Consider the following 15,769-nt stretch of genomic DNA (forward strand, 5'->3'; position numbering starts at 1 on the left):
GTACCGCACGCCGTGTCAGCACGCGAGCGGGGCGGCCCCGACGGTCGCGGGCCGAGACCGCGCCTGACCAGGCCTTCTGCTGCGGCGCGGCAGCCGCTACGATCGGCGCGCGGCGGCCACCGTGACCGCCGGGACGACGACGGGGTGTGTGTGGCACGGACGGACCAGACCGAACGCAGGCGCGGGGGACGGTTCGTCCGCCGCACGATGACGACGCTGCTCGTGGCGGGACTGGCGCTGGCCGGCCTCGTGGCCGTGCCGGCGGGTGTCGCCCCGGCGGCCGCCGCGGGCGGGATCACCGAGGAGTCCCACGCGCGGTACGTGGTGTCGAAGAAGGGCAAGGTCACCGCCACGGTGACGACCACGATCACCAACGTCACCCCCGACCGGGGCAACACCTACTACTACTGGGACGCCTACGGCATCGGCGTGCCGTCCAGCGCGAAGAACCTCCGGGCGAGCAGCGGCGGCGTCGACCTGAGGATCTCGACCGTCGACTCCGAGGACCCGAACATCCGGTGGGCGACCGCCGGGTTCTCCCCGCTGCGGTACGGCCGGTCGCGCACCATCGAGTGGACCTACACGATCGCCGGCGACCCGATCCGGTCGGACCGCTGGGCGCGGGTCGGCCCGGGGTACGGCACGTTCGCGGTCTTCGCCTACGGCGACGAGGGCAGGACCAGCGTCGAGGTCGACGCCCCGAGCTCGATGACGTTCGACGCCACCGCACGCTTCACCCCGGACACCGAGGGCAAGCGCACCGTGTACTCCCTCGACGACCACATCGAGGACGTGGGCACCTGGGCGGTGGTGTCCCTGCGTGACCACGAGCGCTCCGACGAGCGGGAGATCGAGGTCGGGGACACCAGCCTGACCTTGCAGGCCTTCCGCGGTGACGACGCGTGGCTCTACTTCGCCGCCGACCGGGTGTCGCAGGGGCTGCCGGTGATCGAGGGGCTGACCGGATCCGACTGGCCGGGCGACATCGAGGTCATCCGCGAGGACGTCTCCCCCCAGGTGCTCGGCTACGCCTGGTACGACGAGACGGGCCGCGAGATCGTCCTCGCCGAGGACCTCGACGAGGCCACGCTGTTCCACGAGCTCGGGCACGCCTGGTTCAACGAGGACACGGTGCGCGAGCGCTGGCTGTCCGAGGGACTCACCGAGGTGACCGCCTTCCGCGTCATCGACTCCCTCGACGGCAAGGGCACCCCGCGCAAGGCGCCGAAGCGGGACGCCCAGGGGGCCGTGGCGCTGAACAAGTGGTCCGACGGAGGGAACGTCGCGCGCGAGGACTACGGGTACGCCGCCTCCTACACGGTGGTCGAGAAGCTGCTGGGCGACCTGGACGACGAGACGTTCACCGAGGTGGTCCGGTCAGCGGTGGCTGGCGAGAGCGCCTACGAGCCGGCGGGCAGCACAGAGCACCGCTTCGGCACGGTCGACTGGAAGCGGTTCCTGGACCTGGCCGCCGAGCGCGGCGGGGTGGACGGCACGAAGGTCTTCCGGCAGTGGGTGGCGACGGGACCCCAGAAGAAGCAGCTCGCCGAGCGTGCCGACGCCCGGGCCGAGTACGAGCGTCTCGACACCGCCGACGGCGACTGGGCCGCCCCGTACACGCTGCGCCGCGCCATGACGGTCTGGGACTACGACGAGGCGGGAGAGGTGTTCGAGGTCCTCGACCCGCTGACCGTGGAGGCGTCGGCCCTGCAGGAGGCCGCCGCACGCACGGGCCTGGGCGTCCCGGACAGCATCCGGGCCGCTTACGAGGACGCCGGGTCGGTCTCGGACCTCACCGAGGTGGGCGACCTGCTGCCCCGGACCACGGACACCCTGGAGCAGGTGCACGCCGCCACGGAGGCGGTCGCCGCCGACCGTGACCCCGTCACCGAGCTGGGCGAGCGCGTGCTCGCAGCGGAGGCGTCGGCGGCCGAGGCCGCCGAGGCGCTCGCGTCGGGGGACCTCGAGAGGGCGCAGCTGGCCGCCACCGAGACCACGGAGCGGGCCGACCGTGCGCTGTGGGTCGGGATCGCGCTCGTGATCGGTGCCCTCGTGGGACTGGCCCTGCTGGTGCTGGTCCCGTGGCTCGTCGTCCGGCGACGACGTCGGCGGCCGGCGGCCGTGCTCACGGAGCCCCGGGTCGTCGCCGTCGTGGCCGCGCCCGGCGTCGACGGGGACCGGGACGGCACCGACGGCCAGGGGACGGACGCCGAGCGCGTCCCCGCGGAGCCCTCGGTGTCCTGATCGGGACCTTCGGCCCCGGGGGCGGGACCATGGGCCCGCAGGTCAGGGCCGTTGCACCCTGCCCCCGGGGGCACGGGACCGCGAGTCTGGTGCTGACACCGGGAACCGCCCGGTGCCCAGGACCGGAGTTCCCGGTCGAAGGAGGAGATCGTCATGACCACCGCCTCCGCGCACCAGGCATCGACCCCCACCGTGCGCGAGACCTCGCTCTCACCGGCCGCGGCGTACACGTTCGCCGTCGTCCGGCTGCTGCTCGCCGTCGAGTTCCTCTGGGCCTTCTTCGACAAGACCTTCGGTCTGGGCGTCGCCACGCCCGCCGAGCGGGCCTGGATCTCGGGCGGCTCGCCCACCACCGGCTACCTCAGCAACGCCGAGGGGACGTTCGGCGACTTCTTCAGCTCGCTCGCGAACAACGTCTTCATCGACTGGCTGTTCATGCTCGGGCTGCTCGGCATCGGCCTCGCGCTGCTGCTCGGTATCGGCATGCGTGTCGCCGCCGTCTCCGGCGCGATCCTCATGCTGCTCATGTGGCTCGCCTCGCTGCCGCTGGAGAACAACCCGTTCGTCGACTACCACCTGGTCGACGCCGTCCTGCTGGTCGGCCTGGCCGCCATCCTCGCCGGCGACACGCTCGGTCTCGGCAAGCGCTGGGGCTCCACCGAGCTGGTTCAGCGTCTCCCCTGGCTGCGCTGACGTCGACTGCGTAGCGTAGAGCCATGGGCGAGCCGAGTGTGCGGGTCTTCCTCGTGGACGATCACGAGATCGTCCGTCGCGGTGTCGCCGACCTCATCGAGGCCGAACCGGACCTCGAGGTGGTCGGCGAGGCCGGCACCGCCGCCCAGGCCCTCGCACGCATCCCCGCTCTCACCCCGGACGTCGTCGTGCTGGACGTGCGCCTGCCCGACGGCGACGGGGTGACCGTGTGCCGGGAGCTGCACTCGCGCATGGACGTGGCCTGCCTCATGCTCACCTCGTTCGACGACGACGAGGCGCTGTTCGACGCGATCATGGCCGGTGCTGCCGGCTACGTGCTCAAGCAGGTCCGCGGGACCGACATCGTCGCCGCGATCCGCACGGTCGCGGCCGGGGGTTCCACGCTCGACCCCCGCACCACCGCCGCGGTGATGCAGCGCATGCGGGCGCAGGACCGCCACGACGACGACCCCTTGGCCGGGCTGACCGAGCAGGAGCAGCGGGTCCTCGCCCTCATCGGGCAGGGGATGACCAACCGGCAGATCGGTGCCGAGCTGTACCTGGCCGAGAAGACCGTGAAGAACTACGTCTCCAGCATCCTGGCCAAGCTGGGGCTGGAACGCCGCGTGCAGGCCGCCGTGCTCGCCACCCGCCTCGAGGACCGGCACTGATCACCGTCTGAGCGGCACCCGCCAGCGGACCGTCGTGCCGCCCGGGCCGGTGTCGACCTCGAACGTCCCCCCGAGCTCGGCCGACCGCTCTTCCATGTTCCGCAGGCCGCTGGGGGCGGCGTCGTCCGGGATGCCACGTCCGTCGTCGCGCACGACGAGCCGGAGCGACTCGATCGCGTCGACCGAGACGTCGACCCGTCCGGCGTGCGCGTGCCGGGCCACGTTCGACAACGCCTCGCGCAGCACGGCCACGAGGTGGTCCGCGATGACCGCCGGCACCACCGTGTCGATCGGGCCGGACATCCGCAGGGCGGGATGGAAACCCAGCGTCCGCGCGGCCGCGTCGCACTCGGCGATGAGCCGGGCCTTGATGCCGGCCCGACGGTCCTGCGCCTCGGGCTGGTGCAGGCCGTGGATGGTGGTGCGGATGAGGCTGATGGTGTCGTCGAGGTCGTCCACGGCACGTCCCACGCGGTCGGCGTCCTGGTCGAGACCGTCCCGCTCCAGCCGGCGCCCGACCGCCTCCAGGCTCAGCCCGGTGGCGTACAGCCGCTGGATCGCCAGGTCGTGCAGGTCGCGCGCGATCCGGTCGCGGTCGCGGATCACCGCGAGGCGTTCCCCGTCCCGACGACGTTGCGCCAGCTCGAGCGCGACGGCGGTCTGCGCCGCGAAGGCCTGCAGCGAGTCGATGGCGACGCTCGAGAACGGCGGGGTGTGGCGTCGCCGGCCGACGGTGAGGATGCCGATCGTCTCGCCCGGCCCGCCCAGGGGTACCGCGGCCAGCGGGCCGACGACGTCGACCGGCCGGAACGCCGGGGTGGTGCGGTCGTCGGTGGCCGCGTCCGCCGTCGTCACGGGCTGGCCGGAGACGTAGGCGTCGGCGGCGAACGTGCCACGCGTCGGCAGGGCCGTGCCGACCAGGCCGTCGACCCCGGCACCGCAGGCCGAGCGGATGACGAGCTGGTCGGCGTCGTCGGCGCGGATGGCGAGCACGGCCGTGTCGGCCTCCGCCACGTGCATGGCCTCACGGGCGACGACGTCCATCACCGAGTCCGGCGACGAGCCCGAGGCGATCTCCCGGGAGATCTCGTGGTTGCCCCGCGCCCACCGTTCGCGCAGGCGTGCCGCGGAGTACAGCCGTGCGTTCTCGACGGCGACGCTGGCCGCGGCCGCGAGCCCCTCGGCCAGGTGCTGGTCGCGGTCGGTGAACTCCCCGCCGCCCTGCTTCTCGGTGAGGTACAGGTTGCCGAAGGGCCGTCCGCGGACCCGCAGGGGGACGCCGAGGAACGACCGCATGGGCGGATGGTGCGGGGGGAACCCGACCGACCGGGGGTCGCCGCGCATGTCGGCCAGGCGGAGCGACTCCGGGTGCCGGACCAGCTCCCCGAGGAGGCCCTTGCCCGTCGGGTAGGGGCCGATCGCGCGGATCTCCTCGGGGGTGAGCCCGACGGTGAGGAACCGCGCGATCCGTTGGTCCTCGCCGAGGATCCCGAGCGCGGCGTACCTCGCGTCGACGACGTCGGACGCCGTCTCCACGAGGCGCTGCAGCGTGGTCTCGAGGTCGAGACCCCTCCCGACCGAGACCACGGCCGCGAGCAGGCGGTCCACGTCGTCGTCGTGCACCTGTTCACCGTAGCGGGACCAGGGCTGTCCGGCCCGGGACCTTCGGCCTGCCAGGGGGAGGCGAGAGGCACTGCCGGGCGGCGGTGCGTCCGTGGCCTACTAGGGGCAAGACCAAGGAGGTCGTCATGAAGAGCACACGAGTGATCGTCGGCATCGACGGTTCGATCGCCGGTGAGCAGGCCCTCGACTGGGCGGCCGCCGAAGCCGTACGCCGACAGGGAACCCTGACCGTGGTGAGCGCGTACACCGTTCCGACGACTCCGGCCGAGCCGGGCTTCGGCCTCGGGGAGCAGGCGATCCGCGAGCGGGCGGAGGAGGGGATCTCCCGGGCCGCGGAACGGCTGGTCGAGCTCCGCGAGCACCGGCCCACCGCAGCCCCCGTCGCGGACGAGGTCTCGTGGGAGGTCGTCTCCGGCACGCCGGCCGGCGTGCTCGTGGGCCACACCGGTCCCGAGAGCGTCGTCGTGGTCGGCCAGCGCGGCCTCGGCGGCATCGACCGGGTGGTGCTGGGATCCGTCTCGTCCGCCGTGGCGGCGATGGCGCACGGATCCGTCGTCGTGGTGCCGACCGACCCGGTCGCGCAGCACTCCGTCACCCCGAGCGACAGCGTCGGCCCGATCTGGCGGGTCGTGGCCGCCGTCGACACCGACGAGCAGGCCGACCGCGTCCTGGAGCAGGCGTTCGGGGAGGCCGACTGCGCCGCGGCGCCGCTGCTCGTGGTGCACGCCGTGCACCCGGACTTCATCGCCGGGCCGTACGCCATGGCCAGTGCGCTCTCGCAGGAGTACCGGGACGAGGCCATGAAGGCGATGACGGACATCATGTCGCGCTGGACCGACAAGTTCCCGGACGTCGAGGTGTCGACGGAGGTCGTCACCGGGGTGCCGATCGACGTCCTGCAGCAGCGGCTCAACCGGCACGACCTCGCCGTCGTCGGCGGACGCAAGCACTCGCCGATGGTCGGCCGGGTGCTGGGGTCGATGCCCGACCGGCTGGTGCGGCACGCACCCTGCCCGGTCCTGATCGCCCACGAGCCCGCGTAGGACCCGTGGGACACGTCCCGTCCGGCCGTCTTCCCCCGACGGCCGGGCGGGACGCTGCTGTGTGCAGGCCCGGTCGACCAGCGCCGACGTCTCAGTCGTGCAGGATCCGCTGGAACAGGACGTGGTCCTGCCAGGCGCCCGCGATCTGCAGGTAGCGCGGGGCGTAGCCGATCTTCTCGAAGCCGGTCCGGGCGAGCACGCCCTGCGAGTCGTGTTTGTGCGGCAGCGTCGCGGCCTGCAGACGGTGCAGACCGACGGCGTCCCGTGCATGGGTGACGAGCGCCTCGACGGCGGCGGTCATCACGCCGTGTCCCGTGACGGCGCCGGCGAGCCAGTAGCCGAGGTGGGCGTTGCGGAACGGGCCGGCCACGACATCGCTCAGCGTGACCCGGCCGACGACCTCGCTGTCGCGCGCCAGGACGCACGGGACGGTGCGGCCGGCGCGGTGCGCGGCGAGCTCGTCCGGGACGGTCCGCGCGTGGTGCTCGGGGGTGAAGTACGACTCCGGCCGCTCCGGTTCCCGGTCAGTTGTTCTCGGAGCGCAGGCGCGGTTCGGTGCGTAGCTCGGGCCGCACGCCCGCCTTGTCGGCGTAGAAGGCGCGGATCCGGTCCATGTCCATCGTGACCTCGCCGGTCAGCTCCATGGTCGGGCCCAGACCCGTGGTCATCGTGGTCCGGTCGACGTACCCCAGGGTGATGGGCAGGTCCGCCTCGCGGGCGATCCGGTAGAACCCCGACTTCCAGCCGTTGCCCGAGCGGGTGCCCTCGGGTGTCACCACGAGGTGGAAGGTCTCCCCGGCCGCGACCCGGTCGACGATGTCGTCGACGACGCGCGACGGGTCCCGGCGGTCCACCGGGATGCCGCCCAGGGCGCGCATGATCGGTCCCCGCCACCCCGTGAACAAGGTGTGCTTGCCCAACCAGCGCACGTCGATCCCCAGCCGCCAGGCGATGGCGAGCATGAGGACGAAGTCCCAGTTGGAGGTGTGCGGGGCGCCGATGAGGATGCCGGTCCGGTCGGGGGCCGGTTCGGTCTTCAGCCGCCACTGGCTGATCCGCCAGTACAGACGCGCGATGCCGCGACGGAGCGAAGTGAGCACGCGACGATCCTACGGCGTGCCACGACCGCCCGTGCGGACGGGTTCGGTGCCATCATCGGCGGTATGGCGAGCGCGGAGCAGAGCTGGTCCGAGGTCGACGCCTACCTGGCCGGCGAGCTCGTGGAGGAGGACGCGGCGCTCGTCGCCGCGCGGGACCGCGGGCGGGAGCGCGGTCTGCCCCCGATCGAGGTCACGGCGACCCAGGGGGCGTTCCTCGCGCTGCTCGCACAGGTCTCCGGTGCCCGGCGGGTGCTGGAGATCGGCACGCTCGCCGGCTACTCCACCATCTGGCTCGCCCGCGCGGTGGGGGGAGCGGGGCACGTGACGACGGTGGAGCTCGACCCGCGGCACGCCGAGGTCGCGCGGGAGAACGTGGACCGCGCCGGCGTCGGCCCGCTGGTACGTATCGAGGTGGGGCGCGCGCTGGACGTCGTGGCACGCCTCGCCGACCGCGGTGCGGAGCCGTACGACCTCGTGTTCGTCGACGCCGACAAGGCGAACATGCCCGCCTACCTCGAGCTGGCGCTGCGCGTGACGCGGCCCGGCAGCGTCATCGTGGGGGACAACGTGGTCCGCCGGGGAGCCGTCGTCGACCCGGAGGACGACGACCCGGACGTCGTCGGGGTGCGGGAGTTCCTGCACGCCCTGGGGAGCGACCCGCGGCTGACCGCGACCGCGCTCCAGACGGTCGGGGCCAAGGGGTGGGACGGGTTCGCGATCGCGCGCGTGACCTGAGCGGTGTGAGGTTCCGGACAGGCCCCGGGGGCGACGGGGGCGGCCGGGCGCACCTGTCAGGGGTGCTGTGGGGGGACACTGGATGACAGCACCGTCCACCACCAACGAGGAGCTCTTCGTGCACCAGGGAACCGTCCGATGGTTCGACGCCGACCGAGGGTTCGGTTTCATCGACCGAGGGAACGACGCCGACGACCTGTTCGTGCATGCGTCCGAGATCGTCGGCGGTGGCACGGGACCGAAACAGCTCCGCGAGGGGCAGTCCGTCGAGTTCGAGGTGGGCGAGGGTGACCGGGGCCCGCAGGCGCGCCGGGTCCGTGTCACGGGCGACCAGCCTGCCGATGCGCCGCTGGGCGTGCTCGGCACGGTCAGCTGGTACGAGCCGACCAAGGGCTACGGCTTCGTCACGCCTGACGGCGGTCGTGCCGAGATCTTCGTCCACAGCTCGGCCATCGTCACCGGCGGCGTCATCACGGAGGGGCAGCGCGTGGCGTTCCTCGTCGTCGAGGGGGAGAAGGGGCCGCAGGCGGACCACCTGCTCCCGCTCGCGGCGGAGGCCGCGAAGCCGGCCTCGGACGGTGCCGACGGCACCGTGTCCTTCTTCGACGAGGCCAAGGGCTTCGGGTTCATCGCTCCGGACGCGGGCGGCGAGGACGTCTTCGTCCACGTCAAGGCGCTCGGCCGGGGGACGTCCGAGCTCGCCGAGGGCGCGCGGGTGACGTTCGACGTCGTCGACGGCGACCGGGGGCCGAACGCCCGCAACGTCCAGGTCGTGCGGGGCGCGGGGAGCGGGCGTGACGTGGCGGGCCGCGGACGACCGGGCCGTCCGCCCGCATCCCGCGGGCCGGTGCGGGGAGGCGAAGGGACCGTCGCACGGTACGACGCGGACCGCGGCTTCGGGTTCATCGCGCCCGACGACGGCGGCGAGGACCTGTTCGTGCACGTGTCGGTGGTGCGGGGCGCCGAGATGCTGGAGGAGGGCGACCGGGTCCGGTTCACGGTGCGCCAGAGCGACCGGGGACCGCAGGCCGACCGCGTCGAGATCGTGTGAGCGCGGCGGCAGGTCCGAGCACCGCCGCCGCCCTCGCCCCGACTCCTCAGCGCCCGCGCAGCTGGTGGAACATCGGGCAGTCGAACGGGTCGCGGGCCTGGAGGCCCACCCGGTTCAGGTAGCGCACGACGATGCCGTAGGAGGCCACCAGGCTCGTCTCCGTGTACGGGATGCCCAGGTGCGCACAGTGCTCGCGGACGATCTCCCGGGCCCGGGCCAGGTGGGGGCGCGGCATGGAGGGAAACAGGTGGTGCTCGATCTGGAAGTTCAGGCCGCCCATGAGGATGTTCATCCACCAGCCGCCGCGGATGTTGCGCGAGGTCAGCACCTGCTTGGACAGGAAGTCCAGCTTGCTGTCCGCGGGGATCAGCGCCATGCCCTTGTGGTTCGGGGCGAACGAGGCGCCCATGTAGACGCCGAACACGGCCATCTGCACACCGAGGAACGCGAAGGCCAGCCCGACGGGCAGGAACACGAACAGCACCGCGAGGTACAGGCTCAGGCGCAGGCCGATCACGACGAGCTCGTTGATACGGGCGCGCAGGGTGTCCGGCCTCCCGGTGAAGAGGGACCGGATCGAGGTGACGTGCAGGTTCACGCCCTCGAGGGTGAGGAGCGGGAAGAACAACCAGCCCTGGTAGCGGTTGATCAGCGCCAGGAAGCCCTTCTGCTCGCGGGCCTGCTCCTCGGTGAACGCGATGGTGTCCATCGCGATGTCCGGGTCCTTGCCGACCTTGTTCGGGTTGGCGTGGTGGCGCGTGTGCTTGGACATCCACCAGGAGTAGCTGATGCCGGCCACCCCGTTGGCGAGGATGCGCCCGACGCGGTCGTTGACCGGTCCGGAGGCGAACACCTGCTTGTGCGCCGCCTCGTGCGCGACGAACGAGAACTGGGTCAGGACCAGGCCCAGCGCACCGGCCATGAGGAGCTGGAACCAGGAGTCGCCCAGGAGGACGGAACCCGTGACGATCCCGCCCAGCGCGGCGGTGAGCACGCCGAGGGTCCACAGGTAGTAGCGGGGTGTCCTGCGCAGCAGACCGGCGTCCCGGACGGTGCGGGACAGGGCGGCGTAGGTGCTGGTGACAGGGTTGTCGGCGCGCAGTGCGGCGGAGGTCATGGACGTCCTCGTCGTCGGGGGTGTCGACTTCTCAGCCGCGGTCGTGAGGTGATGCCTGTGATGTGAATGGCTTCACACTAGGGGGTCGGCCGTACCGGGGGAGCAGACGACTCGTGAACGAACGGTGCACGTCCGTCCCGTATCAGCGTCGGTGCGCTGTCGCTCTTCTCCGGTAGATGGTGCTCGACGGCCCGCCGGGCCGTCCGTCGATCGCGTCGGAGCGGATCATGTCCGAGGTCGAGGGCTCGCCGAGGAGCCCGCTGTCGCTCGTGCGCGACGCGGTCACCGTTCACGCGGTGCCGCAGGTCAGGTCGCGAGCACGCGAGCTGCACGGCGGCTTCGTCGATCTGTGCGACCGCCGCTGGCTCCCGATGCACGGGCTGGCCTGGGCCGTCACGGCGGTCGTCCTGGTCCTCCTGCTCCGAGCGACCCACGTCGTCCCGGTAGACCCGTGGGTCTCGGTGGTGGCGTTCGGCAGTGCGGCCACGGCGGTCGTGCTCTTCTTCGTCAACCGCGCGACGGGGCACCACGGCGTGCGCCCCGGATCGATGGCCGCGCTGTCGGCCCTCTGGTTCATCTTGTGGATGGTCTACGGCGTCGCGGCGCTCGTGGGGTCGGGAACGTCCTTCGCCCGGGCGGGAGAGCTCGTCTTCTGGATGACCTGGGACGCCTTCCCGCTCGACGTGCCGGCCACGCTCGGGTGGGAGCAGCCCGTCACGGGTTACGAGTTCGACGTGGGCCTCGCGCTGGTGATCGTGCGGGCGTTCGTGATCTTCGGCGTGCTGCGGTTCCTGCTGAGCATCGTCGAGCACGACGTCGACAAGAAGCAGCACGGCCCCGCGCCGGCGCACACCTCGTCGAACGGGGGTGCATCGACGGGAGCAGGTCCGTCCGGTGCGGCCGAGGAGCCGGTCCCGCGCCGCCGGACCCCGTGGTGGGTCTGGCCCGCCGTCGTCGCGCTGGCGGTCGCCTTCGGCGGGGGAGCGGTGTTCGGCGACACCGTGGAGACCAAGGACCGGGGTGCGCTCCGGGCCGGAGACTGCCTCGACCTGACCGAGCCCGAGGCCCCGGAGGCAGCTTTGGGGCAGGTGGGTGTGCTCGACTGCGACGAACCGCACACGGGTGAGGTGGTCGAGACGGGGGCCTGGCCCGTGCTGGTGCTGGACGACGCTCCCCGGGATCCCGTCGAGTACCCCGGTGAGTCGGAGCTGGCCAGACGCGCCACCGCGTCGTGCCGCCAGCAGGACCTGTCGGTCGAGGGCGGGTATCGCGTGGACGTCGTCGCGGTGTACCCCACCGCCGCCGCGTGGTACCAGTTCGACGACCGGGCGTTGGCCTGTCTCGCCTACGTGACGTCGGGCTACGCCGGGTCGGCCGAGGGTTCTCAGGAGTGGGCCCCGGTCCCGGTCACGGGGTCGCTGGCGGATGACACCGTGGCTGTGGTCGATACCCCGACGGACGGATGACAGGTCTGTGCGCGACCTGTTCCCCTTGTGAGGAGCAGCCACGGCTGGTGGGCTGGAACCGGGCCGCGTGCGAGAGACCGGCTCGCGGCCGGGAGGCACGCATGACTGTCGGACCGTGGCACGTCGGACTGGCCGGGATGTCGATCATCGGGGTCTCCTTCGGGTTCGCCCGTTACGGCTACGGACTGTTCGTCCCGGTGTTCGAGGACGAGTTCGGCCTGTCGACCGAGACGCTCGGACTCGTCTCGGGTGGTAGCTACGCGAGCTACCTGCTGGCACTGCTGGCGGGCGGCGTGCTCGCCGCCCGCTTCGGCCCGCGGCTGCCCGTGGTCCTGGCCGGGGCGTGCGCGACCGTCGGGATGACGCTCATCGCCCTGGCCCCGCACGCCGGTGTGATGGCGACGGGTGCACTGCTCGCCAGCACCAGTCCGGGGTGGGCGTGGGCGCCCCTGTCGGACGCCGTCTCCCAGCTGGTCCGTCCGCGGAGCCGAGACCGGGTCCTGTCCGTCGTGAGCACCGGAACCGCCGTCGGGCTGGCCGTGGCGGGACCTGTCGCGCTGGTCGCCGGTGGGTCCTGGCGTCTCGCGTGGATCGTCTTCGCGGCCCTCGCCCTCGGAAGCATGCTGTGGAACGCGCGGCTGCTGCCCACCCAGCCCTACCGGCGGACGGCCACCCGACGTCGGGCCGGTGGGCCGGGCTGGCGGTGGTTCGTCAACGGTGACTCGTGGCCGCTCCTCGCGGTGGCGCTCCTGTTCGGGGTGTCGAGCGCGTTCTACTGGACGTACGCCGCCGATCTGGCCCTGGACCGGGGCCTGCCCGAGTCCACGCGGTCGGTGCTGTGGGCGTGCGTCGGCGTCGTCGGGGTGGTCGGCCTCGTCACGGGCGACCTGGTGAGGCGGTTCGGCCTGCGGCGGATCCTGTTGCTCGCACTGGCTCTGCTGGCCGGTGCCATCGGGCTGCTCGGGCTGTTCCCGGGAACCTGGTCGGGGGTCGTGGCCTCCGGTGCGCTCTACGGGCCGGGCTTCATGATGATGTCGGCGCTGCTCGCCGTGTGGAGCGGGCACGTCTTTCCCGAGCGACCCTCCGCCGGCTTCAGTGCGACGCTCCTCGCGTTGGCGGTCGGTTCGATCATCGGCCCCGCGGCGCTGGGACTTCTCGCGGGGTCGACGGACATGGCCGTGCAGTTCCTGGTGGCCGCCGCCGTCACGGTGGTGGGCATGGCCTGCGCCGTCCCGGCGACCAGGCGGACTGCGTCGATGTGAGGCGCTTCACCGTCGGCGAACATGTCCTCCGACCTGTGGGAATATCGCCGCTCCGTGCAAGGTTGAGTGAGGCAGACTCAACTTCGTCCCTCTCGACTGGACAGCCGCCGGGCGGCGTCTTACGTTGAGTGCAGACGACTCAACCCCCGCACGAACAAGGAGTGCCAACATGTCCCGAGCTGTCGGAATCGACCTCGGCACCACCAACTCGGTGGTCGCCGTCCTGGAGGGTGGCGAGCCCACCGTCATCGCCAACGCCGAGGGCGCCCGCACGACCCCGTCGGTCGTCGCGTTCTCCAAGACCGGCGAGGTCCTCGTCGGCGAGGTCGCCAAGCGCCAGGCCGTCACCAACGTCGACCGGACCATCTCCTCGGTCAAGCGCCACATGGGCACCGACTGGTCCACCGAGATCGACGACAAGAAGTACACCGCGCAGGAGATCAGCGCCCGCATCCTGGGCAAGCTGAAGCGCGACGCCGAGGAGTACCTGGGCGAGCCCGTCACCGACGCGGTCGTCACCGTCCCGGCGTACTTCAACGACGCCGAGCGTCAGGCCACCAAGGACGCCGGTCAGATCGCCGGCCTGAACGTCCAGCGCATCGTCAACGAGCCGACCGCCGCCGCGCTGGCCTACGGCCTCGACAAGTCCAAGCAGGACGAGCTCATCCTGGTCTTCGACCTCGGTGGCGGCACCTTCGACGTCTCCCTGCTCGAGGTCGGCAAGGACGACGACGACTTCTCCACCATCCAGGTCCGCGCCACCTCCGGTGACAACCGCCTCGGCGGCGACGACTGGGACCAGCGCATCGTCGAGCACCTCATCAAGCAGGTGAAGAACACCGAGGGCGTCGACCTGTCCAAGGACAAGATCGCCCTGCAGCGCCTGCGCGAGGCGGCCGAGCAGGCCAAGAAGGAGCTCTCCTCCGCGACGAGCACCAACATCTCGATGCAGTACCTGTCGATGAGCGAGAACGGCCCCGTCCACCTGGACGAGAAGCTGACCCGCGCGCAGTTCCAGCAGATGACGCAGGACCTGGTCGACCGCACCAAGGAGCCGTTCCACGCCGTCATCCGCGACGCCGGCATCTCCGTCTCGGAGATCGACCACGTCGTGATGGTCGGCGGTTCGACCCGGATGCCGGCCGTCGCCGACGTCGTGCGCGACCTGACCGGCGGCAAGGACCCGAACAAGGGTGTCAACCCGGACGAGGTCGTCGCCGTCGGCGCCGCGCTGCAGGCCGGTGTCATCGGCGGTGAGCGCAAGGACGTGCTGCTCATCGACGTCACCCCGCTCTCCCTCGGTATCGAGACCAAGGGCGGCGTGATGACCAAGCTCATCGAGCGCAACACGGCCATCCCGACCAAGCGCAGCGAGATCTTCTCCACCGCCGAGGACAACCAGCCCTCCGTGGCGATCCAGGTCTTCCAGGGCGAGCGCGAGTTCACCCGGGACAACAAGCCGCTGGGCACCTTCGAGCTCACCGGCATCGCCCCGGCCCCGCGCGGCGTCCCGCAGATCGAGGTCACCTTCGACATCGACGCCAACGGCATCGTGCACGTGTCCGCCAAGGACCGCGGCACCGGGACCGAGCAGTCGATGAAGATCACCGGTGGCTCCGCGCTGCCGCAGGAGGACATCGACCGCATGGTCAAGGACGCCGAGGAGCACGCCGAGGAGGACAAGAAGCGTCGCGAGGAGGCCGAGACCCGCAACCAGGCGGAGTCCTTCGCCTACTCGATGGAGAAGCAGATCGCGGACAACCGCGACAAGCTTCCCGCCGACGTCGTCTCCGAGGTCGAGGGCGACATCGCCGCGGTGAAGACCGCCCTGGAGGGCGAGGACGCCGAGGCGATCAAGTCCGCCTACGAGAAGCTCGGTGCCTCCTCGCAGAAGATCGGCGAGGCGCTCTACTCGGCCGAGCAGGCCGCGGGTGCGGACGCCGGCACCGCCGGCACCACGGCGGGCGACGCGCCGTCGTCGGAGTCCGAGAGCTCCGACGAGGACGTCGTCGACGCCGAGATCGTGGACGACGAGGACGAGAAGAAGGACTCCCAGTGACGTCCGACGAGACGCAGGGCACCCCCGAGCCGCCGGAGAACGGCGGCTCGGGGGACTCCCCCTTCCACTTCACGGACAAGCGCAAGGTCGACCCCACCACCGGCGAGAAGCGCGAGACGCCCGAGGGCGCCCCCGAGACCGACGAGGCCGCGGCGTCGTCCGGCGAGGGCGACCCCCTGGAGGCGCTCGACTTCGAGCCGGTCGGCGAGGCCGCCGAGGACTCCGAGCTGCTGCAGGCCAAGGCCCAGGCGGCCGAGAACCTCGACGCGCTCCAGCGGGAGCGCGCGAGCTTCACCAACTACCGCAACCGGGCGCTGCGTGACCAGGAGGCCGCGCGGACCCAGGGCACGCAGGACGTGCTCGCGGCGCTGCTGCCCGTGCTCGACGACATCGAGCGGGCCAAGTCGCACGGCGAGCTGTCCGGCCCGATGGCGGCGATCGCGGAGAAGCTCGACGCCTCGCTCGGCAAGTTCGGCATCGAGCGGTTCGGTGCCGTGGGCGAGGAGTTCGACCCGACCGTGCACGAGGCGCTCATGCACAACACGGACGCCGAGGCGACCGCCACCACGGTGAACCTGGTGGTCGAGCCCGGTTACCGCATCGGTGACAAGGTGGTCCGCGCCGCCCGCGTGGGCGTCGTCGGACCGGAGTAGCCGCACGACGCCGGCTTCGTTCGGCAGTTCGTGCCTCGTTCGGCAGCCTGAG

Annotated in this window: 13 protein-coding genes and 1 pseudogene; 10 read left to right on the forward strand and 4 right to left on the reverse strand. The window is 71.8% G+C overall.

All coding sequences use genetic code 11. The features are described from left to right. The first annotated feature begins 207 nt into the window (after window positions 1–207). From Q6347_RS11695 to Q6347_RS11705, 3 genes are all read left to right on the forward strand, one after another. Window positions 208–2,244: a hypothetical protein gene (locus Q6347_RS11695; protein WP_304607434.1), complete on the forward strand. Its 2,037-nt coding sequence runs from the start codon at window positions 208–210 to the stop codon at window positions 2,242–2,244. A gap of 153 nt (window positions 2,245–2,397) precedes the next feature. Further along, the gene (locus Q6347_RS11700) at window positions 2,398–2,937 is read left to right on the forward strand and encodes a hypothetical protein (protein WP_304604601.1); all 540 of its coding nucleotides are present in this window, start codon (window positions 2,398–2,400) and stop codon (window positions 2,935–2,937) included. A gap of 23 nt (window positions 2,938–2,960) precedes the next feature. After that, a complete protein-coding gene (locus Q6347_RS11705; RefSeq protein WP_304604600.1) occupies window positions 2,961–3,608 on the forward strand; it encodes a response regulator transcription factor in 648 nt (215 codons plus the stop codon). On the opposite strand, the gene Q6347_RS11710 is transcribed toward Q6347_RS11705, so the two are convergent. Then, window positions 3,609–5,231, reverse strand: coding sequence for a GAF domain-containing sensor histidine kinase (locus tag Q6347_RS11710; protein WP_304607435.1), 1,623 nt, complete (start codon window positions 5,229–5,231; stop codon window positions 3,609–3,611). It lies immediately after the preceding gene. 125 nt (window positions 5,232–5,356) lie between these two features. Between Q6347_RS11710 and Q6347_RS11715 the strand changes: the two genes are divergently transcribed. Beyond that, window positions 5,357–6,274, forward strand: a complete 918-nt coding sequence (locus Q6347_RS11715; protein WP_304604598.1) for a universal stress protein — start codon at window positions 5,357–5,359, stop codon at window positions 6,272–6,274. Window positions 6,275–6,365: 91 nt separating this feature from the next. Here the strand turns inward: Q6347_RS11715 and Q6347_RS11720 are convergent. Together Q6347_RS11720 and Q6347_RS11725 are read right to left on the reverse strand one after the other, a co-directional pair. After that, window positions 6,366–6,761, reverse strand: a pseudogene (locus Q6347_RS11720) (GNAT family N-acetyltransferase); the annotation flags it as partial. A 37-nt stretch (window positions 6,762–6,798) separates the two neighbouring features. Next, window positions 6,799–7,374 carry a 1-acyl-sn-glycerol-3-phosphate acyltransferase gene (locus Q6347_RS11725; RefSeq protein WP_304607436.1) on the reverse strand — a complete coding sequence of 192 codons (576 nt, stop codon included), beginning with the start codon at window positions 7,372–7,374 and terminating at the stop codon, window positions 6,799–6,801. A gap of 63 nt (window positions 7,375–7,437) precedes the next feature. Here Q6347_RS11725 and Q6347_RS11730 point away from each other — a divergent pair, with 63 nt between their 5' ends. Both Q6347_RS11730 and Q6347_RS11735 read left to right on the forward strand, forming a co-directional pair. Beyond that, the gene (locus Q6347_RS11730; RefSeq protein WP_304607437.1) at window positions 7,438–8,109 is read left to right on the forward strand and encodes an O-methyltransferase; all 672 of its coding nucleotides are present in this window, start codon (window positions 7,438–7,440) and stop codon (window positions 8,107–8,109) included. 82 nt (window positions 8,110–8,191) lie between these two features. Further along, window positions 8,192–9,160 carry a cold-shock protein gene (locus Q6347_RS11735; RefSeq protein ID WP_369810851.1) on the forward strand — a complete coding sequence of 323 codons (969 nt, stop codon included), beginning with the start codon at window positions 8,192–8,194 and terminating at the stop codon, window positions 9,158–9,160. Between the two features lie 46 nt (window positions 9,161–9,206). Here Q6347_RS11735 and Q6347_RS11740 read toward each other — a convergent pair whose 3' ends face one another. Beyond that, on the reverse strand, window positions 9,207–10,277 hold the full coding sequence (locus tag Q6347_RS11740; protein ID WP_304607438.1) for an acyl-CoA desaturase: 1,071 nt from the start codon (window positions 10,275–10,277) through the stop codon (window positions 9,207–9,209). Between the two features lie 176 nt (window positions 10,278–10,453). On the opposite strand from Q6347_RS11740, the gene Q6347_RS11745 reads away from it, so the two are divergent. From Q6347_RS11745 to grpE, 4 genes are all read left to right on the forward strand, one after another. After that, complete coding sequence (locus tag Q6347_RS11745) at window positions 10,454–11,743, forward strand: septum formation family protein (RefSeq protein WP_304607439.1); 1,290 nt, start codon at window positions 10,454–10,456, stop codon at window positions 11,741–11,743. Between the two features lie 101 nt (window positions 11,744–11,844). Further along, on the forward strand, window positions 11,845–13,005 hold the full coding sequence (locus Q6347_RS11750) for an MFS transporter (RefSeq protein WP_304604594.1): 1,161 nt from the start codon (window positions 11,845–11,847) through the stop codon (window positions 13,003–13,005). Between the two features lie 169 nt (window positions 13,006–13,174). Next, on the forward strand, window positions 13,175–15,064 hold the full coding sequence (dnaK, locus tag Q6347_RS11755) for a molecular chaperone DnaK (RefSeq protein WP_304604593.1): 1,890 nt from the start codon (window positions 13,175–13,177) through the stop codon (window positions 15,062–15,064). Beyond that, the gene (gene grpE / locus Q6347_RS11760; protein ID WP_304604592.1) at window positions 15,061–15,717 is read left to right on the forward strand and encodes a nucleotide exchange factor GrpE; all 657 of its coding nucleotides are present in this window, start codon (window positions 15,061–15,063) and stop codon (window positions 15,715–15,717) included. Before dnaK ends, grpE begins: the two co-directional genes overlap by 4 nt. The last annotated feature ends 52 nt before the right edge of the window (window positions 15,718–15,769 follow it).

This window comes from Isoptericola sp. b408, from assembly GCF_030588085.1.
GTDB lineage: Bacteria > Actinomycetota > Actinomycetes > Actinomycetales > Cellulomonadaceae > Isoptericola > Isoptericola sediminis.

What these genes read in the sequence shown, in the direction of transcription:
- Q6347_RS11735 (WP_369810851.1), top strand. Translation starts at nt 8,192, where the DNA reads ATGACAGCACCGTCCACCACCAACGAGGAGCTCTTCGTGCACCAGGGA.
- Q6347_RS11745 (WP_304607439.1), top strand. Translation starts at nt 10,454, where the DNA reads ATGGTGCTCGACGGCCCGCCGGGCCGTCCGTCGATCGCGTCGGAGCGG.
- Q6347_RS11700 (WP_304604601.1), top strand. Translation starts at nt 2,398, where the DNA reads ATGACCACCGCCTCCGCGCACCAGGCATCGACCCCCACCGTGCGCGAG.
- Q6347_RS11705 (WP_304604600.1), top strand. Translation starts at nt 2,961, where the DNA reads ATGGGCGAGCCGAGTGTGCGGGTCTTCCTCGTGGACGATCACGAGATC.
- Q6347_RS11695 (WP_304607434.1), top strand. Translation starts at nt 208, where the DNA reads ATGACGACGCTGCTCGTGGCGGGACTGGCGCTGGCCGGCCTCGTGGCC.
- dnaK (WP_304604593.1), top strand. Translation starts at nt 13,175, where the DNA reads ATGTCCCGAGCTGTCGGAATCGACCTCGGCACCACCAACTCGGTGGTC.
- Q6347_RS11750 (WP_304604594.1), top strand. Translation starts at nt 11,845, where the DNA reads ATGACTGTCGGACCGTGGCACGTCGGACTGGCCGGGATGTCGATCATC.
- Q6347_RS11740 (WP_304607438.1), bottom strand. Translation starts at nt 10,277, where the DNA reads ATGACCTCCGCCGCACTGCGCGCCGACAACCCTGTCACCAGCACCTAC.
- Q6347_RS11715 (WP_304604598.1), top strand. Translation starts at nt 5,357, where the DNA reads ATGAAGAGCACACGAGTGATCGTCGGCATCGACGGTTCGATCGCCGGT.
- Q6347_RS11730 (WP_304607437.1), top strand. Translation starts at nt 7,438, where the DNA reads ATGGCGAGCGCGGAGCAGAGCTGGTCCGAGGTCGACGCCTACCTGGCC.